The sequence below is a fragment of the Pseudoalteromonas sp. SR44-2 genome, assembly GCF_014163745.1.
Taxonomy (GTDB): domain Bacteria; phylum Pseudomonadota; class Gammaproteobacteria; order Enterobacterales; family Alteromonadaceae; genus Pseudoalteromonas; species Pseudoalteromonas distincta.
In genome coordinates, this window is record NZ_JACJDW010000036.1 from 16,540 (window position 1) to 36,953 (window position 20,414).

The following is a 20,414-nucleotide window of genomic DNA, read 5'->3' on the forward strand; positions in this document are numbered from 1 at the left end:
GTATTCCCCTTAACGTGTAGCGAGATGTATAGTGACGGTCATTCCTGCGCTAAGCTGTGTATTTTCGGGCAATAAATCTAACTTAATATCAACAGGTATACGCTGTGATAAACGTACCCAATTAAATGTTTGTTGTACTTGTGGTAAAAGCTGACCGTTACTTTGTGTATTCGTATTTGCAATGGCTTTACCTACACTCACTACATGCCCTGTTAATTGCTTACCACCACTTAAAAGGGCTATTTTAGCTTTTTGATCAGGATAAATAAGCGGTATTTTACTCTCTTCAAAGTAACCCGTTACATAAAATGAATCTGACTGAACAATAGCAAAGACAGGCGTGCCTTGAGCTACATAGTTGCCTTGGCGTAAATTCAAATTAATTATTTGCCCTGATGCAGGCGCAACAATTTTAGTTCTATCAACATTTAACTGCGCAATTGTTTGCTCTGTCTTGGCTAGATTATAATTTGCCTCAGCAATTTTAGTATTAATGCGTGTTGATTCTAAAGTTTCTTTACTAATTGCCTGTTGAGTGTTTAGCTCAACACGTCTTTCGTATTTGTGCTTGGCAAGTTCCCATGTATACAATGCGTTTTCTGTGTTTGCTTTACTTTTATCAAGCGCTGCTTGATAACGCTTTTTATCAACATTAAAAAGTACTTCGCCTTTTTGTACGTTTTGACCATCTTTAATATTTAAAGCAGTTACCCAACCCGACACGTCTGGAGCAACCGTGACAATATCGGCTCGAATACGCCCATCACGCGTCCAAGGAGTATGCATGTAGTCAGTCCATACCCAACGCCCAGCAAAAACCGCAGCTATAACAACCAAGATAGTAAAAGTAATACGCAGATATTTAATCATTCAATTTATCTTCCACTTAGTAATACCAACCCGCAATAATACTTGAGTAATTTGAGGGCTTAAACCTGACGCTAACTGTGTTAAAAATTTCTGATATAGAACAACTAAATAACGAAATTTTTGCCTTGTTATCGACACGGTTTTCTTGCCTCAAAATAGCTCAATTAATTAAACAGATTGGTATAAATAGACGGCGAGTGCCAAGTAACAAACAAATAGTGACACCTCAAACCAAGCCACTTTCCAAATACGGTCATGCCAATCTAGTCGATGCAAAGCAAAACGAGTCAACGCCGTTAAAATAAATGCTATTGGGAAGTAAACAATCAGCGGGCTAAACTCTAATCCCCCTAACACGACTGCTTGGAACATAATAAATATCCTAATGTTATTTAAAGCGATGATAAAAGCTGTAAAACCTAAATAAATTTACATCCGCACTACTCTTACAATCTATTATTTTGGCATATAAATCAATTAGCTTAATTGTACGTAGGTGTGCTTAATACATAATTAATGCCATTACATTTAAGCAGCACTAAGTATGTATAGTAGCTAAATCGCATATTAATAAGCTAAAGACCCCAGTTACCAGCCAAATAAATTAACCAGCGAGGTTTATTTATAAAAAAGTATTAGAGTATTTAACTCAATATTTAAAACGCCTATTTATAGCTGTTTGCAGAAGGGTTGGATAATTATAAACATTGAATTTTGCACTAAAAATGGGTAAATTAACAAAAAAACAACATGGATATAATTTAATGGAATCAATACACCCTACCCCATCTGAAACAACCCCACCAATAAATGAACCTGCTGAACCAATTTTTAGCGGAAAAGTGCAATTTAGTGGTAAAGGTGGTGAGTTTTTTGGAATTTGGATTGTAAATATATTACTTAGCGTTATTACGCTTGGCATATATTCGGCGTGGGCTAAAGTACGTACGCATCGCTATTTTTACGGCCACACCCGTATAGATGGCCATAGTTTTGACTACCTGGCAACACCAATACAAATTTTAAAAGGTCGGATTTTAGCGGTTGTTGTATTTTTTATTTACACATTCTCAATTAGCTTTATGCCTATTTTAGGCCTATTTATTGCTCTTGGTTTTATCTTTTTAATGCCATGGATTATTAACCAAGGTTTACGTTTTAATCTGCGCATGACCCGCCATCGTAATGTTCGCTTTGCTTTTAAAGGCAGCTATGGCGAAGCCTTTGTTAACTTTATACTTTTACCTATTGCCAGCATATTTACGCTTTATTTATTAATGCCTTACGTTATAAAACGTATTGATAGCTATATCCATAGCAATATTAGTTATGGTGACAAACCGCTTACTGTAAATCTTAAAGGCGAAACCTATTACTTAACAGCGCTTATTTGCTTTGTAGTGAGCTCTATCACCATGGTGGTATTTATGGGGATTTTAGGGTTATTTGGCCTCAACTTAGTAGATATTGAAAACCAACAAAATTTAGAAAACTCTGCAGCTATGGTTATGCTTCCTATCTTTATGATGATCGCCTATGTGCTAATGATTGCCATTGTTTCTGCTGTATGGCACGCCGCCATTAGAAATCACATTTTTGATAACAGCCATTTTGAAGGCGTTGCTACATTTAAATCAGAGCTAAAACCAATTCCTTTCGCTGTTTTACTATTAACTAATATGTTGGCTATTGTATTTTCTTTAGGGCTTGCATACCCATGGACAAAAGTACGTACATCAAAAATGCTCGCTGATGTAACTAACGTCACTATTTATCCTGGTGCATTAAACCTAATCGATACCGTGCAAGAGCAGCAATCATCATTTGCTGAAGAAGCTGCAAACGTATTTGATATTGACCTTTCTTTAACTTAAGAGCTCACTATGCATGTAAAGGGACATTTTTTCCCCATCGCATCGAGTAACTATCAAGTGTGTGTTGCAACTATTAGCGACACACACATTGACGTTATTAACGATGAACACGTTATAGCTCGCCACGCAATCTCAAGTCTAAAATTAAGTTCAGGGATGGCAGGACTTGCCGACGAATTAAACTTTGAAGATGGCAGTCGTTTTATCCCTCAAGACGTAAGTTACAGATGGCCATTTAAAGAAAATAACCATCACGTAATGGAGCGCCTTGAAAAAAGTAAATGGGCAATTTTAGCCGCAGTAATATTTACACCGCTTTTTATGTGGTTAGTACTTTATAAAGCGGTACCGGCCATTGCTGTTTATAGTGTTGATACCCTGCCACGTAATGTTGTGGAACAAATGGGGGAGCAAAGTTTTACACTAATTAAAAAGATTGCGCTTGACCCAAGTGAGCTGCCCGCAGAGCAGCAAACTAAAGTACAAGCACATTTTACAAGTATGCTTAATGCGTTATCGCTTGATCAATCGGTTTATAGGTTATCGTTTTATAAATCAGACAGCTTTGGTGCTAACGCGTTTGCACTACCCCATGGTCGTATTGTGGTAACCGATGATTTAGCAAATTTACTTGCCGATAAACCCAATGCACTAAAAGCGGTATTGCTACACGAAATGGGCCATGTAGTCCACCAGCATAGCGTACGTATTACAGCACAATCTGCCGCAAGTACGATTGTACTAGCGGTTGTATTTGGTGATTTAGAAGGGGTTGCAGAGGTTGCATTAGGTACGGGTGCATCGTTTTCTCAGCAAGGGTTTTCACGAGATATGGAACGCGAGGCAGATAGCTTTGCACTCACTCAATTAGAGTCACTTGGGTATTCGAGTAATGATTTTGCTGATGCAATAGAAGCGCTGCAAGAAAGCCATACCAGCGAAAACGAACACCTAGAAAAAGTAAATGACTTTTTAGAGTACTTGTCTAGCCACCCAAGTGCACAAGAGCGTATTGACAATGCTAGGAAATAATCGCGGTTATATTCAACTTGCTCGCTACATAGTGAGTTTAAGTTGGATATATCACGGCTTTTTCCCAAAGCTTTATCACGTAGCACCACTTGAAAAATTAATGACTGGCAGTGCTGGTTTTTCAGCCGAAGTGTCTGATTTAATTACACGTTCAGCTGGAGTCGGCGAAATTATATTTGGCGTGTGTTTATTTGTGTTTTATAAACATAAGCATTTGGTAGCTTTAAATATATTGGCGCTTATGGGGCTTTTACTTGCTGTAGTTGTAATGCAGCCACAATTGCTTATTGAAGCATTTAACCCTGTAACTACTAACCTGCCGCTTATTGGGCTAAGCGTTATTTGGTTAAAAGAAATTAAGCAGTTGAATAATCGATATATCTAAATAGAAAAGGGTATGCAAATGCATACCCTTTTGTGGTACAAAATTTATAAAATTAGTACTTATTTTTATGCGTCCACAAATGCAGTAATTCGCTCGCAATGGTTGCTGCAGCAATAGCGGTAAGCTCACTTTGGTCGTACGAAGGTGATACTTCTACCACATCCATACCCACCATGTTTATGCCTTTTAGCGCACGCAGTACTTTAAGTACTTTATCTGACGTTAAACCACCACACACAGGAGTGCCTGTACCAGGCGCAAACGCAGGGTCTAAACAATCTATATCAAACGTTAAGTAAACAGGTAGGTCACCTACTCGCTCAAGTATTTGCGCTGCAATATCATTAGCATGTAAATCGTTGGCTTGCATTGCATCAATCACAGCAAACTCATGTTTACTTTGATCAAAGTCGGTACGAATACCTATTTGTATACTGTGCTCAACATCAATCAGCCCTTCCATTGGTGCATGATAAAACATAGTGCCGTGATCAAATCGCGAGCCATTGCTATAAGTATCGGTGTGCGCATCAAAATGTACCAGCGCCATTTTGCCATGTATTTTTGCATGAGCACGTAATAGCGGAAGCGTTACAAAGTGATCGCCCCCTAAACCTAATAGTGTTTTACCTTGGCGAAGTATTTGATCAGCAGCCATTTCTAGTTGCGCAGTAAAATACTCAGGATCGCCAACAGGGTAAGTAAAGTCCCCTGCATCTGCCACTTTTAAGCGCTCAAACAACGGGAAAGTCCACGGGTATTTAGTGTCTTCCCATGCTAAATGAACCGATGCACGACGAATTGCATCAGGGCCTAAGCGCGCACCAGGGCGGCCCGAGGTCGCTAAATCAAATGGTAAGCCTAAAACCACTACGTCTGCATCAATTGCATTAATGTTTTGCACCATAGGACGACGTAAAAACGTCATCCCATTTGAGTACAATGAGTGATCTGCGTGACCAAACAAAGTCGACATTGCTTATAACTCTTCTAAATAAGTGTAGCCATCAAGGCCGCTTTGCAACTCGTCTAAAACGCTTTGCTGTTCGTGTTTTTCAATTTTAGTGCTTACTAACTGCTCGTATGATTGCTGAAAACTTTCAACATCTAAATGTACATAGCGCATCATATCGGCAACAGTGTCACCTTGGTTTATCTCGGTAATACTTGCAACGCCTTGCTCATCCATATTAACAATTGCGCTGTGCGTATCGCCAAACAAGTTATGCATATCACCTAAAATTTCTTGATAAGCACCCACTAAGAAAAAGCCCATTAAATAAGGTTTATCAGCACTAAACTCTGGCACTGGTAGTGTGCTTTCAATACCTTGTCCATCTACGTAATGCTCAAGTGCGCCATCTGAATCACAGGTTATATCAAGTAATACGGCACGTTTTTTTGGTGCTTCAGTTAAGCCACTTAATGGCAATACCGGAAACACTTGATCAATGCCCCATGCATCTGGAAGGGATTGAAATAACGAGAAGTTTACAAAAAACTTATCGGCTAAACGTACGTTTAACTCGTCAATAATCGGACGATGAAAACGGTTTTTATTATCCATGTGCTTGTTGAGTTCATAACAAATACGAATATTAATTTGCTCAGCCCATGCACGTTGCGATAAATCAAGTAACCCGAGTGCAAATTGGTTATGCGCTTCAGCTAAATCACCTTGGCTGTCGTGATAAATCTCAATTAATGCACGGTCATCCGTTAAATCAGTTAACTGTACAAACGATGCCCACATGTTTTTTAATAACAGGGGTGCATCTGCCGCTGGCGCTACTAACTCTTCTGGCGTGTAACTTTCAGTACCAATAACATTAGAAATAAGCACAGCATGATGCGCCGTAAGCGCACGACCCGACTCAGAAATAATAGTCGGCATTGGTTGCTCATATTGCTTACATGTATCACCAATGGTGTACACAATGTTATTCGCATATTCAGCTAAGCTGTAATTCATAGAGTTATGCGACTGGCTACGCGTGCCGTCGTAATCAACAGCTAAACCGCCACCTACATCAAGGCAATCAATTTCTGCGCCTAGTTTACGTAGCTCACAGTAAAAACGCGCAGCTTCGCTTACACCTAAACGTACGTCACGAATGTTCGCCATTTGTGACCCTAAGTGAAAATGCACAAGCTGCAATAAATCAAGCTGGTTTGCGCCTTTTAAACGATTAACTACATGTAAAACTTGCGATGCAGATAAACCAAATTTTGATTTTTCGCCGCCACTCGCTTGCCACTTACCTTTACCTTGCGACGCTAAACGTACACGAATACCAATGCGTGGTTTTACGTTAAGCTCTTTTGCTTGGCTAAGGACCATGTCTAGCTCAGAAAGCTTTTCAAGTACGATATACACTTTATGACCTAGCTTTTCGCCAATAAGTGCTAAACGTACGTATTCTTTATCTTTGTAGCCATTACATACAATAACAGCGCTGGTTTTTTCAGCCAGTGCTAGTACCGTTAGTAATTCAGGCTTGCTGCCGGCTTCTAAACCAAGTTGCTTTTTTTCTACTTGTGCTTGGCTTGCTACTATTTCTTCAACCACTTCACGTTGTTGGTTTACTTTTATTGGGTAAACTAATAGGTAGTCTTTAGGGTAACCATAGTTTTCAATCGCAGTATTAAATGCGCCGCATAAGCTGTGTACACGATGGTGTAAAATTTGCGGAAAACGAACTAAGGCAGGTAAGCTTAAACCTTTATCTTGTAGTTGCTTTGCGATATCTGTTAGTGCAATGGTTTGCTCTGGGGCATGAGCCTTGGGCGCAACATACACATCACCTTGATCATTAATACCAAAAAAACCTTGGCTCCAATGACGAACATTGTAGCTCGTACGAGCTTGTTCTAGTGATGTTGTCTCTTTCATTTATCTTTCTCTTTTATTTAATTAATGCCGACTCGGCTAGTGCCGCGCATTAAAAGAAAAATAGAGATTCAAGTCCAACAAGTATTTTTACTCGTAACGAGTGATTTTTGATGTTAAAAAAATAACCAAACAACTATTGCCCGCTAGCATATATAAAACAGGACTTTGATGATTTTTAAAGATAAGAAAAGTTATAAAAAATGGCTGTTTTTAAATGACTCATTATAAATTTTATTAGCAAAAATGAATTAGCTCATTCAATAAAATTCATCTTGAGTTACTTTGTTTATAAAATTTACTTTTGATGGATTAGAGCAAGACGTTCTCAACACCTCAATTACTCACAGTTGAGGCTGCGTGTTGTGACCAAGTAATACCTATGTATTCTGCAAAGTGAATAAAAACTGCACGTCAAAAACGTTTAGCATACATCCACCAGCTTCAATCATGACTTGGCGCATATGTAGCGTTAGGTATTGCCTGTGGTATTGAAAGTAGGAAATTGCAGTAGTGTATAAGCGAATTCGATTAATTGAGTATAAGCTAGCTATGCACTTTTTGGGGCGAACATAATTATAGCCATACCTAGCAGTGCAACTAAACCACCAATAATATCCCACATAGTAAGCTTTACGCCATCTACAACCCATAACCATAATAGCGCAACACAAATATATACGCCGCCATAAGCTGCATATACCCGCCCTGCTGCAGTAGGGTGTAAAGATAGCATCCATGCAAATAGTGCCAAACTTAACGCTGCAGGAATTAAAAGTAAAATGCTTTTATCTTGTTTTAGCCAAAGGTAGGGCAAATAGCACCCCACTATTTCAGCTAAGGCTGTAATAATAAAAAGTGCGATTGTTTTTAATTCAAACATAATGCTCCGCGCAAAAATAACAAGCATAACAATCTATATAAATTGTTATGCTTAGTGCGTTGTTATTCGCTAAGCGCCATAGTGGCAAGTTTCATTGTACTTTCAAACGACTTAGTGCCCGCTATAAATAAACCGTTGTGACAGAACACGGCATCGGCAATACCTGTTTCATCTACAAACGCTTGATCAGATAAACCAGACCACGCTTTAGGAAGCGGTTTTCTATCTTCAAACGAGCCAGGCTCAACGGGTACTGTTTGTAATATCCATTGCCCAGAATGCGATGGGTAAACCATGTATAGCGCCTCACTTGATAAAATATGCACTGTTTTTTTCCACGGTGTGTACTTTTCAAGCACGATTACTCTAGCATCTTCTGCATTTTCAATTGCTTTGGCGACAATCTCTTTTGCATTAACACTACCGTGAGCTGAGGCGATAAAACGAATGAGCATACGTGCTGCAAATTCAACGGCTTCATCAAAGCAGGTATCAAAGTTACTTTCTTCTTCCCATGTAGGGTTAAACATTGAAATTGTTTGGCTCAAGCTTATCCCTTTCGATACACCTTCAACATGACCACAATCAATGGCGTCAATAGTTGAAACTAAGCCTGAATCCACTCTATCAGCAACGGCCTGGTTATCATCACACAGTGCTAAGCCGTATTTTTTCCACACTAAACCAAATGATGAAAAAGGAATGCCATTTTCTCGCTCGCCTGCACCACCACGTTGATGATGATCAAAGCGATTAGTTTCAGGGTCGTATTCCCCACCTACATCTATTACGTAGTCGGCACTTTCTATAAGCGCTTTATCGCGTGTGCGTACCAATTTAAACGTTGGCAAAACATGTTTAAGTACCGCAATACTAAAAACGTCATCTGCATGAAAATTACCATTGTGGGTTACTACTGTTATTTCGCTCATTTGTTTATTGCTACTTTTAGAAAAGATAAAAATTCTCGCTTTGTAAGTTAGTCACTAATTATCGAGGCAGATTTTATACGAAGACAGGTGTTAAAAACAGTGAAGTATTTTTGCATCACTATAAAAGCTGCTTTTATAGTTACTAGTTTGAGTATGACTTTTATTACAAGATAATAATGAAGGCAGATATTTACGACACATTAAGCTTTAACATGTCGCAGCGTTAATGAACTTATTTACTAAGCCCTAATTCCATAAAAACACTTTGTGGATTATCTACATATGAGCCAAAACTGCTACAGCGTTTAAAGCCTAAATTTTCATATAAATTGATTGATTTTATTTGTTTTGGGCCTGTTTCTAAGCGTATTAACGGGATTTGTTTTTCGCCAGCTTGATGCAATAAAATCTGCATAATACGTCTTGATAGCCCTTTACCACGATGACTTGGTTTTACATATAAACGTCTTATTTCGCCGTAAGGCTGGGTATCAAATTTCTCTACAATCGCACCGCAGGCAATAATACCTTCTTCAGTTTTTAAACCAATAGCGTACACATTAGGTAAGGTTAATTCGTTTAACTCCAGAGACTGTGCGGTAGCCACAGGATATAAAGAATTTATAAGTCGGTCTATATCATCAAATACATTTACCACGTCGGGATCATTCGGGTTCAAATCGACTAACTGCATAAAGCTTCCATTCATTGTTATAAGTTTATTAAGCTTTAAATAATATATTTAAGCGGTCATAGCTTAGCATTGTTTAATTAAAAAATCTTTACTCCTTATTTAGCATATGGGTTATGACATTTCACCAGCTAAAAGAGCAAAAGTGGCCTAGCAAGTGTGTAAATTTTGCTAAATTATTACTAATTAATAAATAGTAGTGTTCAAGTATTATTGCGCATTAGTATTAGCGCTATGCCATTTTGCATAGCCTTCTTTATCCATCGGCCTTGCAATTAAGTAGCCTTGCATGGCGTCAATATTCATTTTTTTAAGTAAGTCATATTGTTCTGTTGTTTCTACGCCCTCAGCAACTACCTCTAAGTTTAAGCTTTTTCCTAGGCTGATAATTGTTTGCGCAATATTAAAGCCAACCGTGCTATCTAAAATTTTATCAATAAAGCTTTTATCTATTTTTAATTCTTTAACAGGAAACGCACTTAAGTACGCTAAGCAGGAGTAACCGGTTCCAAAATCATCAATCGAAAATAAAAAGCCAGCGGCAATGAGTTCTTTCATTTGTCTAATTGTATAATCTATATCGCTTGAGAGCATTGACTCAGTTATTTCTAACTTAATTTGCTGCGCTCGAATATCAAATTTATTGATAGTGCTAAACAGCTCTCCTTTTAAATTTGATGAATTAAACTGGCTTTGGCTAATATTAATTGAAACACTAAACGAGTCGTCAATTATGTTATCTGCTTTAAGTTCGTTTATTAAAATACATATATCATGTAAAACAATATTTTGTAGTTTTTGAATAAGCCCGTATTGCTCTGCAATTGGTATAAATTCGTTTGCCGCTATTAACCCTTTTTGAGGATGGTTCCACCTAATGAGTGCTTCAGCACCAATAACATCACCATACGTATTTACCTGAGGCTGAAAATAAGCACAAAACTCATCAGATGCAATCGCTCTGACTATATCTGTTTCTAGTTCGGCTTGTTTTTCAAGCAGTGTTTGTAAGGCTGGATCGTAAAAGCTACTGCTATTCCCCCCTTTATTTTTAGAACGATACATAGCCGTGTCTGCAAATTTTAATATATTGCCTGCCTGCGCATTTACGCTATCAATTAGACAAATACCTATGCTGCAGCTTACTTGAAATGCAAGGTTGCCCACTTCAAATTTATCATGAAAAGCTCTTTGGATCTCTTTGGCTACTATTTTGCACTCGATGCTCGCCTGCTGTGTATTTTCTCCAACGTGTTTTAGTAAAATAATAAACTCATCGCCACCCGCTCTGGCCAACGTATCAGATCCTTTTATTATTGCGCTTAACCTTTTTGATAATTCCACAAGTACTTCATCACCCGCACTGTGCCCAAGTGAATCATTAATACGCTTAAAATTATCTAGGTCTAAAAATAATAACGCCCCTATATTTTTATCACGCTTAACACTCTCCACACACATGCTTAATTTGTCGCTAAGCATTCTTCTATTTGGAAGATTCGTTAATGGGTCATAAAAGGCAAGCTTATGTACTTCTTGTTCGGCCTTTTTCTTTATTGAAATATCTCTGGCCATCCATACTACGTGCCTTTTTGTAGGACTATTGGGGTGGTAATGATCTAATGCAGCAGCCCTGCCTTCAAAAACTATATTCCCCTTTGGTACAGCTAATTCATATTCAAAAATTTGCGTCTCGTTAGTCGAGAGTGTTTTTTTAATAACGTCCATTATCATTTGTGCATCGTCTTGGGAGAGCAGGTCCTTAACACTCTGACCAATAAGGTCCTTGCTTGAATCAAGCAGTAACTCATTAGAAGTACCATACACATCGGTATAAATTCCCTCTTCACTTAAAATAAGGATGAGATCGGGCATTACCTTAGTGAAGGCTTTAAACTTTTCATTACTTTGCTGTAAATTCGCGAGAAGCTGTTTTGCTTTGTTAAATTCGTTACTTTTTTCAAGAGCGATACTAGAAAAGTGCACAAAAAAATCGATTAACTCTAAATCTTGCTTTGATGGTGATTTAGGAGTGCTGTGATAGATAGCAAAGGTGCCTAATAAATCGGCTTGAGTTGAGAAAATAGGCGTTGACCAACATGACTTAAGACCAAACTTTAGTGCTAAGTCTTTAAAGTCTTCCCACAGCGGTGAAGTTTCGATATTTTCAACAATAGTGCGCGATTTCGAAAATGCAGTAGTACCACATGAGCCCACTTTTGGCCCTATATAGACTCCATTAAGCAAACTACAGTACTCTGGATGAATATTAGGAGCTGCGCAATGAAAAAGCTGCTGGCCTTTAACTGATAAGATTGAACACCTAGCGGATTCATCATCAATAATCTGCTCGATTGATGAACAAATTTCAGTAAGCACCTCACTTAAAGGTACCCCTAATGCAATTTTAGATAAAATGCCTTGCTGGTGAGATAATAACTTTTTTAACCTATCCGTACCCATTTTCCTTTACCCGTATTTTTTATACACATTGAAACAACAAAAGCTTTAATCAAGCGCTTTTTTCTTACGCAGTAAAGTTCAGTATAGTCATGATTAGTAAGTTTTTTATTTTATTGGCAAAAAATAATCGGGCCTGTCTTAAATAATCATAGTTGCATATTACTGAACACCTATTGTTACTATATAAACAAAACCACAATATTAAAGCTAACACTTTGTTACTTAAAAGTACTGTTCAAAATTTTTAAGCTATTTATACTATAAGTAATGGTAAATATTTTTTGAGGTTACAGTGCAGATCACACAAGGTATGGAATACTTTTTTTCGGGGTTTAAATTAATTAGCCAAAAAGGGCTAAAGCGTTTTGTCCTTATTCCGCTATTAATTAATATTTTGCTGTTTGGTAGCTCGCTGTTTTTTTTAGTTGGCTGGTTAAGTGATAGTTTTAGCTACATAAACAACATGCTCCCCGAGTGGTTAAGCTGGTTAGAGTGGCTAATGTGGCCTATTGCTGTATTAGTTGTTTTGTTTAGCTATAGTATGCTCTTTACAGTTATCACTAATTTTATTGCAGCCCCTTTCAATGCGCTCTTGAGTGAAAAAGTTGAGCTTTACCTAACAGGTCAAAAAATTAACGATGACGGCTTTGCCGAACTAGTTAAAGATATACCTCGCATGCTTGCCCGTGAGTGGACAAAACTATGCTACTACCTTCCTCGCGCAATTGGCTTTTTTATATTGTTATGGGTTTTACCGGTCATTGGCCAAATATTATGGGTGTTATTTACTTGTTGGATGTACGCAGTCCAATACGAAGACTATGCGTTTGATAATCATAAAATTGACTTTAAGCAAATGAAAGACGATTTAAAATCTAAGCAAGGTTTGTCATACGGATTTGGTTTTGCTGTTATGTTGTTAACTGCTATCCCTTTTATAAACTTAATAGTTATGCCAGTCGCAGTGTGCGGCGCAACACGTTTATGGGTAGATAACTATCGTCCAAAATATCGCAGTTAATTAAAAGGTTGCTAACTTTTTCAATATCCGAAGGACACCGCATTCTAGATTAAAAAGCACCTAAGGTGCTTTTTAATCTATTTTTAAAGCAATAAACTCAAGCGATGCACGCCTTGGTAATGCATCGCTTTGTTTATCTACTTCTTCAAATTTTTTAATCAAAATACTAAAGCGCTGATTATTAATATTAACGGCTGTAACTTCACCAATTTTTATACTGTAGTTTTGATGCTGATCAAACAGCTTTAGTATTTGACCTTTTACACGCTCTACGTATAAATAAGGTGTTTGGTCTGGCATCTTTAAACGAATGACATTGATTTTACTTAGTTCATGTACCGCGACCCAATTCTGGCTCTGCATTAACGTATTATAACGACTAATACCTTCAGGCTGATAAACAACATCTTGGCTTATAACGCATGTATTACAGCCCTTTACTGATTCAATTCGCCAGTCAACAGCTGTATTTTTATAATACAAATTATCATTTTTTAGTAACCACTCACGTGCATTGTTAGTATCGCTACACGCTATTAGTAAGCTAAAAAAACTACTCAAGATAATAAACTTAGTGCTTAGCATTGGCTTCATACTATTGCTCTTTAATTGCTTTTAACTCAGCAATAATTGCACTACTTGGCTGTGCTTCTTTTATATAACTGGGCAGCGTTTCAATATTAGCAGGCGAGCTTTGTAAATTATGCACCTTACTGTTATTTGTATTTGGCACGCCAAATCGATTACCTGCACTTTGCATATAAAACTGTAAATTAAGCATGCTCCACTCATCTACATCACTCAGTACTGATATTGTATTATCTTGGTTAGTATCAAAGCCGGTTAAGCTTTCGGTGTTAATTGCATTACAATTAAAATCAACTGGTAGTGAGCTATTTCTATTTAACCCCTGTACTTCAAGTATGGTGCTTTCATTTAAATCTGCTGAACTACCATTTGAATAATCAATAATAAAATCATCCGTAGAGCCTAAATGACTATTAGTATTTGGTGCAATATCACAACTAGCATTGCCTGGGTAAAAACGCTCATAGTAGCGATCGCCTTCGTTATTACCTATTGTTGATAAACCCGCTAATTGATATAAATAATTCATAGAGCTTAAATGATTAGGCTTAAAATTAACTTCTTCATCACCGCCATGGTATAAACCTAAGTTATGACCTAACTCATGAAATATTGTTGATGCTTGATAATTATAAGTTACATTGGTTGCTACTTGCGTATCAAGCGTTAGACCCCAGCCCCCCATAGTTACCATTAAATCATTACCGCTTATCTCAGCTATACCCGAACCACTAATACTACCGTCTTCGTTACCACTACTTGCCATTAATAAATAATGGAAAATGGGCCTGCGAGTTATATCGCTATATTCCATTTTATAAGCAAATAAATTAGGGCTACTTAAATCGTATTCAAACGGGGTATAGCTATTAAAAGGGACAAGATTTCCGCCACCTAAATCAAAGTTTTGCGGTGCTGTATTTGTATTTTGATCAAACAAATCACCTACGTCAAAGTGGACTGTATAGCCTTTTTCTGCAAAAACAGTGGCTACTTTTTCAAGTGCTGTTCGATGTGGAGTAATACCTACATCACTGCTGTCCATATAATCAACTTCAATAAATATATCTTTTTGTGCGGTACGCGCCCCCCACTCATAAAGTGGTAAACCCGCGAATGTTGTCCCCTGTTGCTCAGCGCAATCAGGAATACCATCCTCATCATCATCTATTGTGCAATTTATATTGTTTGGCCCAGCGGGTGTGTTAAACACAGAATAACTCCAATCAGTACTTTGATTAGTGTCTTTCGCATTAAGATCGCGCTTTAAGCTGCCTCCTTGCTCGGAGATGATTTGCTCTGCGTTACCACCTTGCCATTGTGATGGCGTTACTGGTTCTTGTACTGAGTTACCAAATTTTACAAAGTCGATTGTTTGTGTACCTGCACTATTAAGTAATTCTACAAAACCGTTTATGTACCAATAAGGTCTAATTTCATCACTAGCATTACCCACAAGCGCTATTTTAGGGTTGTTAACTGACGCATTTGCTAAAAAATCATCTCCAAACTTACTTTGTAAAATAAGGTACTCACCATTTTCAAGCTCTTTATTGGGCAGTGAAAAAGTTGTCTCTGCACTAGTCGAGCTATTAACCATATTAATACTGCGGGTTTTAAGCGAATAACTCTGTAAGTTTACAGCAGCCCCTGTGCCGTTATAAATTTCAATCCAAGGTAGGTCGTTACTAAATTGCACAGAAGAAACTTCAGTTATTTTTATATCTTGGCTAGAGGTAGTAAAAAAAGTAGCTGTTTGCGTTTCAATGGCCGTATCATCAAAATTAGTTAAATCAGCTGTAACACGGACAATATATTGGGTATCTTCATTAAGGCTTGCGCTTACATTTACAGTATGAAAATAGGTACTTGTGTCACTAGTAGTACCCGACAAACTTTCAATATTTAAGGCCAAGCAAGTAGTAAAATCATCTGCTGACACTTGTACGCCTCCTGTACAAGCACCACTACTAGAATTAACTGCTAAAGTGCTCGTTAGCATAATATCTGAAAATGTAATACTAACAGGGCTATCTACAAGAACTGGGTCATTATTACTTTGGGGTGTTACATTACTAATTGTAGCGGGCGTTGAATCAACCACAGTAATATTCAGGGTAAATTCGGTTGTGTCTTTTGAATCAGACGCAGTTAACGTATAGCTTTGTGAAGTGATACTGTTTGCAGGAGGTGTGTAGCTAAAAAGTAAGGCTTGTGCATCAATAACACTAATTTGTGCACCATTTAAATCATCACCAAAATCAATCTGAACGGTATCGTTATCGGCATCGCTAACTACTAAACTAAATTCTGTGGCTTGATTATATTGCACGCTAATACTTACATCATCTGCAGCTGGTGGATTGTTTGGTGTTAATACTACAACTGTTTTTTGAGCGCTATTTGTAGCGTTATCGTCATCGGTTACAGTAACCACAAATGTAACATTGGTATTTTGTGCAACAGTGGGCGCATTAAAGCTAATGCTTGTTTGTATTTGAGTAAGTTCAACTACAGGACCACTTATTTGCTGCCAAGTTATGCTATTAATACTACCATCGCTGTCTTGTGCATCTGCAACTAAGGTTACACTGTCACCTTTTTCAGCTTCTTCAGGGCCTGTAACAATGACTGTTGGCGCGCTATTTACTTGATTAATTAAAACCGTTTTACTCGCTTGAGCGCTTTTACCTGCATTGTCAGTTACGGTTACGCTAAAACCTAGTGTTGTATTTTCAGATACATTAGGGGCGGTAAAACTAAGGACTCCATCAGTTTGTGAAAACTCAACATTGTCCCCAGCAGACTGAATCCAATTAATATTACTTATAGTGCCATCTGTATCTTGAGCGTTAGCAACTAAACTAACTTGTGTGCTGGCAAGTGCACTACTTGGGCCTGTTATATTAACTGTAGGAGCATTATTTTGAGAGGTGATAGTGCCTGAAAAAACTTGTTGTGCAGTAGCACCTGAGTTGTCAGTAACTGTAACCGAAAAGCTAAAGGTCGTATCGGTTGTTACACTAGGTGCAGTGGCTGTAAGCGTGTTACCGTTAGAGGTAAACGTAAACTCGGGCCCGCTAAGTTGTTGCCATTGATAGCTGACAATTTGTCCGTCGCTATCACTTGCAAGCGCTGTAATAGTAAATGATTGATTAGAAGTAATAACGTTACTGCTAACCGAAAGCGTAACACTGGGCGCAGCGTTACCAGAGGGCGTAGTTGTATCACTACTTTCGCCTCCCCCGCCACAACCTGTGATTAAAAGTGATAAAAAAAGTAAACTTAGCCATTTATTAATATTGTTTTTTACCACTTTTAGCCTCTACATATTAACTATACAAATTTTGTGGCACCTTAGTAACGTTTAAATGAACGGTTATTTCCTCACGATCATGATATAGATGTTTAGCTTGCAACTCGTAATTGATACCTTGTTTCTCAAGCTCTTTTCTGATCATCGAAAGACATTCATAAACACTATCAAAGCGTTTTTTCATAGGCAGCTTTAAGTTAAATATAAACTCTTTTGCGTATGCATTTACTGCCCAGTCAATCATTAGCGTAGTCACTTTGGTCGGTTTTTCCACCATATCGCACACTAACCAAGTAATATTTCTTTTTTCTGGGCGATATTTAAAACCGTCGGCTCTAAAATGTTTAACTTGCCCAGTTTGCATTAAATCGTCATTCATTGGGCCGTTATCAATCGCACTTACAAACATACCACGGCGTACAAGCTGATAAGTCCAACCGCCTGGGCATGCACCTAAATCAACACTGCGCATACCGGCAGCTACGCGTGACTCGCGTTGTTGCTCAGGTATAAATACGTTAAATGCTTCATCGAGTTTTAACGTTGAGCGACTCGGTGCATCGCTTGGCATACGAAGGCGCAAAATACCCATGAAAAATGGAGAATTATTAAAGCTATACGAGTAACCAACATAAGCCGTATTGTTTGTTAAAAACATGACATGCATTACTGGGCGATTTGCTTTTGGCTCACGTAGTACAGTATTTTGTTTTTCGAGGGCTTTTTTAAGCGGTGTTGAGATTTTTTTACAGAACGTTAAAAGCTCTTTGCCTTCGTTTGTGTCTGGCGTTTCAACGCGCAGTTCTGAGCATAATGTAAAATCTTTAGCAGCTTCAACTACTGCGCTCACACGGTCCTCTACTGGCATGTTTTCAAGTAATGTGCCGGCAAACCATTGACGTGCAAACACCATGTTTTTAAAATCAACTTTTTTGATTATTTCGTCGCTGTGATGCGCTTCAAAACATTCGTAAACAACATAACCTGTATTTGGTTTTGCTTTTACATACCCTGCAAAACCTTGCTCTGCAGCATGAAACGTTATTTCAGCAGCGGCATCGTTTTCAAAACCACTACGACAAAAAATCACAACACTAGACATATTAACCCTTAAACTCTTTAAAACTTAAATCGTGCAACTTGCACTAAAATAACAATCCAACCAATAATAAAGCACAACCCACCAAGCGGTGTTATAGGCCCAAGCCACTTCATTCCTGTTAGAGCGAGTAAATATAAACTACCACTGAAAAGTAGTGTGCCCATTATAAAAAAGCCACCAGCCCAACTCAGGTTTATGCCCCATTTAATTAAAATAGCCACCGCAATAAGTGCAAGTCCATGTACCATTTGATACTCAGCAGCCGTTTTAAAAACGCCTAATGAATACTCCGATAAGCGGCTTTTTAAACCATGGGCAGCAAATGCACCTAACATCACCGAAAGCATACAAAAAATACTACCGGTCATTAAAAATAATTTAATCATCTAATCCCCTGCTCAAGTCTTAACGTATCTCAATTTGTTGCTTAATAAATTCAACGGCACTTAACGCTGCTGTTTCTCTATTTTGCAGCTCAGTTACGCCACTTTTTTTACGTGGTTTTAATGAGTGATCGCCATCACTCAGCCAAGTAAATAAAGGCTGCTTTGGCATTTTCATAGTAAGAAGTTCTTCACGTGTACCAAATGTATCTCGCTCGCCCTGTAATACTAAAAAAGGGCAAACAATATCAGCAAAATGATCGGTGCGTAATTTTTCTGGCTTACCCGGCGGATGAAATGGATAACCAAATGCAATAACACCCGAAAGTCTTTGCTCTGTGCTGCACGCAAGCATTGATGCCATGCGACCGCCCATCGATTTACCACCTATAAATAACGGTAAATCTGGCTGCGCATTCGTTAGCACTCGTTCATAATAAGTAAGTAACTTTGGTGCTCGCTCAGGAGGCCTGCGTTTATTAGTTTGTTTAGCGATTTGCATATATTCAAAATCAAATAAACCAACATCAACACCCTGCTCGCTTATTAATTTTGCCATGTGCTGCATAAAGTCAGAATCGCTACCAGCACCTGCGCCATGTGCAAATATAAACTGTGCTATTGCAGGTTGCTCCGTGCTTTTAAACCATTCAATCATTATTAATACTCATGTTCTTGCTCATGCTCTACTAAGCTCAGCATCCACTCTTTAAACGAAACTATTTTACCAAGCTCTGTTTGCGACTCACGAAGCACTAAGTAATACGCATTTTTACTCTCTAGGCTATGATTAAACGGAATTACCAAACGCCCTGCATCTATGTCGGGTTTAGCTAATACACTATTGCCAATTGCCACACCTTGTCCATGTACCGCTGCTTGTAACACCATAGATGAGTGGCTAAATATAGGCCCTTGATTTACCTGGACGTTGCGCACGCCTGCTGTTTTCATCCACGTTTTCCAGTTTTTACGTGTAGTGTCGTGTAATAGTGTGTGATGCGCTAAATCACTAGGTTGATCAAGCGGCTTTAGCCCGCTTAATAACATAGGACTACAAAGTGGTACTAAATATTCGGTATGAAGCTTGTACGCTTGTACGCCATTCCAATGACCCCTTCCATAATAAATAGCAATATCTACGTCATCAGTGAGTGAGTTTTCATCTTGGTCTTGTGCTTTTATTCGCACATCTATCTCTGGATGTAACTCATTAAACAAACTCAAACGAGGCACTAACCACTGAATAGCAAAACTTGGGGTTAGGCTTACCGTTAGGGAGCCCTTAGCGCCACGAGCTAATAGCTTTTCTGTTGCATCAATAAGCTGAGTAAAAATCTCTTTAATATCTAAAAAATAGCCTTGGCCTTCTTCAGTTAATAATAAAGAGCGGTTTTTACGTAAAAACAGCTTCAAACCTAAATGCTCTTCAAGTGTTTTTATTTGATGACTTACCGCCGCCTGCGTTACATAAAGCTCTTCTGCTGCTTTTGTAAAACTTAAATGGCGCGCAGCCGCTTCAAAGGCTTTTAATGCGTTTAATGGAGGTACCCGTCTTGACATAATAACCAAGCTTAGAATTAGTTTTTCTTATGCGTGAGATTATATACATCATATAAGTTTGTGTATATTAAAGGCATAAAAAAAGCGACCTGAGTCGCTTTTTAATAAACATCATACTTAATTATAAATCGCTTGCACTTGTATCAAGTGGGGCAAAACTTTTAATTAAATCATCAACCGCTTTCATTTGCGTTAAGTACCCTTCTAACTTGCTAAGCGCTAGCGCACATGGGCCATCACATTTAGCTTCGTTAGGATTTGGATGCGCTTCGATAAATAAACCAGCAATACCCAACGCCATACCACTGCGCGCAAGCTCTGCAGCTTGTGCACGACGACCATCAGCAGAGTCAGCTCGTCCACCAGGGCGTTGTAGCGCATGTGTTGCATCAAAAATAACAGGTGCCATTGCCTTCATGTC

General features: G+C 38.3%; 18 protein-coding genes and 1 pseudogene. 4 read left to right on the top strand and 15 right to left on the bottom strand.

Annotated features, from left to right (window positions below):
* Nucleotides 1–9: 9 nt before the first annotated feature.
* Together H5115_RS17160 and H5115_RS17165 are read right to left on the bottom strand one after the other, a co-directional pair.
* Nucleotides 10–870: an HlyD family secretion protein gene (locus H5115_RS17160; RefSeq protein ID WP_182756479.1), complete on the bottom strand. Its 861-nt coding sequence runs from the start codon at nt 868–870 to the stop codon at nt 10–12.
* Nucleotides 871–1,038: 168 nt separating this feature from the next.
* A complete protein-coding gene (locus H5115_RS17165) occupies nt 1,039–1,242 on the bottom strand; it encodes a DUF1656 domain-containing protein (RefSeq protein ID WP_024605434.1) in 204 nt (67 codons plus the stop codon).
* Nucleotides 1,243–1,634: 392 nt separating this feature from the next.
* Here H5115_RS17165 and H5115_RS17170 point away from each other — a divergent pair, with 392 nt between their 5' ends.
* The 3 genes from H5115_RS17170 to H5115_RS17180 are packed head-to-tail and all read left to right on the top strand — an operon-like array spanning nt 1,635 to nt 4,161.
* On the top strand, nt 1,635–2,744 hold the full coding sequence (locus H5115_RS17170; protein WP_182756481.1) for a YjgN family protein: 1,110 nt from the start codon (nt 1,635–1,637) through the stop codon (nt 2,742–2,744).
* Between the two features lie 9 nt (nt 2,745–2,753).
* Complete coding sequence (locus H5115_RS17175) at nt 2,754–3,776, top strand: M48 family metallopeptidase (RefSeq protein WP_182756484.1); 1,023 nt, start codon at nt 2,754–2,756, stop codon at nt 3,774–3,776.
* The gene (locus H5115_RS17180) at nt 3,763–4,161 is read left to right on the top strand and encodes a DoxX-like family protein (RefSeq protein ID WP_182756486.1); all 399 of its coding nucleotides are present in this window, start codon (nt 3,763–3,765) and stop codon (nt 4,159–4,161) included. Before H5115_RS17175 ends, H5115_RS17180 begins: the two co-directional genes overlap by 14 nt.
* 52 nt (nt 4,162–4,213) lie before the next feature.
* On the opposite strand, the gene speB is transcribed toward H5115_RS17180, so the two are convergent.
* The 6 genes from speB to H5115_RS17210 all read right to left on the bottom strand — a co-directional run bounded on the left by speB (nt 4,214) and on the right by H5115_RS17210 (nt 12,020).
* Nucleotides 4,214–5,137 carry an agmatinase gene (speB, locus tag H5115_RS17185; RefSeq protein ID WP_024597470.1) on the bottom strand — a complete coding sequence of 308 codons (924 nt, stop codon included), beginning with the start codon at nt 5,135–5,137 and terminating at the stop codon, nt 4,214–4,216.
* 3 nt (nt 5,138–5,140) lie between these two features.
* The gene (gene speA, locus H5115_RS17190) at nt 5,141–7,054 is read right to left on the bottom strand and encodes a biosynthetic arginine decarboxylase (protein ID WP_002958572.1); all 1,914 of its coding nucleotides are present in this window, start codon (nt 7,052–7,054) and stop codon (nt 5,141–5,143) included.
* A 547-nt stretch (nt 7,055–7,601) separates the two neighbouring features.
* Entirely contained in the window at nt 7,602–7,934 is a 333-nt protein-coding gene (locus H5115_RS17195) for a YnfA family protein (protein ID WP_182756488.1), read from the bottom strand.
* Nucleotides 7,935–7,996: 62 nt separating this feature from the next.
* The gene (locus tag H5115_RS17200) at nt 7,997–8,866 is read right to left on the bottom strand and encodes an MYG1 family protein (protein ID WP_024597468.1); all 870 of its coding nucleotides are present in this window, start codon (nt 8,864–8,866) and stop codon (nt 7,997–7,999) included.
* 232 nt (nt 8,867–9,098) lie between these two features.
* Nucleotides 9,099–9,560, bottom strand: coding sequence for a GNAT family N-acetyltransferase (locus H5115_RS17205; RefSeq protein ID WP_002958569.1), 462 nt, complete (start codon nt 9,558–9,560; stop codon nt 9,099–9,101).
* 207 nt (nt 9,561–9,767) lie between these two features.
* The gene (locus H5115_RS17210; RefSeq protein ID WP_182756490.1) at nt 9,768–12,020 is read right to left on the bottom strand and encodes an EAL domain-containing protein; all 2,253 of its coding nucleotides are present in this window, start codon (nt 12,018–12,020) and stop codon (nt 9,768–9,770) included.
* A gap of 310 nt (nt 12,021–12,330) precedes the next feature.
* Here H5115_RS17210 and cysZ point away from each other — a divergent pair, with 310 nt between their 5' ends.
* Nucleotides 12,331–13,041: a sulfate transporter CysZ gene (cysZ, locus tag H5115_RS17215; protein ID WP_182671383.1), complete on the top strand. Its 711-nt coding sequence runs from the start codon at nt 12,331–12,333 to the stop codon at nt 13,039–13,041.
* A 72-nt stretch (nt 13,042–13,113) separates the two neighbouring features.
* Here the strand turns inward: cysZ and H5115_RS17220 are convergent, their stop codons facing one another.
* The 7 genes and pseudogenes from H5115_RS17220 to H5115_RS17250 all read right to left on the bottom strand — a co-directional run.
* Nucleotides 13,114–13,635, bottom strand: coding sequence for a hypothetical protein (locus tag H5115_RS17220; protein WP_182756492.1), 522 nt, complete (start codon nt 13,633–13,635; stop codon nt 13,114–13,116).
* Nucleotide 13,636: 1 nt separating this feature from the next.
* On the bottom strand, nt 13,637–16,945 hold the full coding sequence (locus H5115_RS20330) for a PKD domain-containing protein (protein WP_182756494.1): 3,309 nt from the start codon (nt 16,943–16,945) through the stop codon (nt 13,637–13,639).
* Between the two features lie 16 nt (nt 16,946–16,961).
* Nucleotides 16,962–18,047 (bottom strand): 23S rRNA (cytidine(2498)-2'-O)-methyltransferase RlmM, encoded by a 1,086-nt coding sequence (gene rlmM / locus H5115_RS17230; RefSeq protein ID WP_024605425.1) that lies wholly within the window; start codon nt 18,045–18,047, stop codon nt 16,962–16,964.
* A 17-nt stretch (nt 18,048–18,064) separates the two neighbouring features.
* A complete protein-coding gene (locus tag H5115_RS17235) occupies nt 18,065–18,433 on the bottom strand; it encodes a DUF423 domain-containing protein (RefSeq protein WP_024595287.1) in 369 nt (122 codons plus the stop codon).
* Between the two features lie 19 nt (nt 18,434–18,452).
* On the bottom strand, nt 18,453–19,088 hold the full coding sequence (locus H5115_RS17240; RefSeq protein ID WP_182671344.1) for an alpha/beta family hydrolase: 636 nt from the start codon (nt 19,086–19,088) through the stop codon (nt 18,453–18,455).
* 2 nt (nt 19,089–19,090) lie between these two features.
* Nucleotides 19,091–19,993, bottom strand: coding sequence for a transcriptional regulator GcvA (locus tag H5115_RS17245; protein WP_182756496.1), 903 nt, complete (start codon nt 19,991–19,993; stop codon nt 19,091–19,093).
* A gap of 121 nt (nt 19,994–20,114) precedes the next feature.
* Nucleotides 20,115–20,414: pseudogene (locus tag H5115_RS17250) on the bottom strand (3-deoxy-8-phosphooctulonate synthase); the annotation flags it as partial.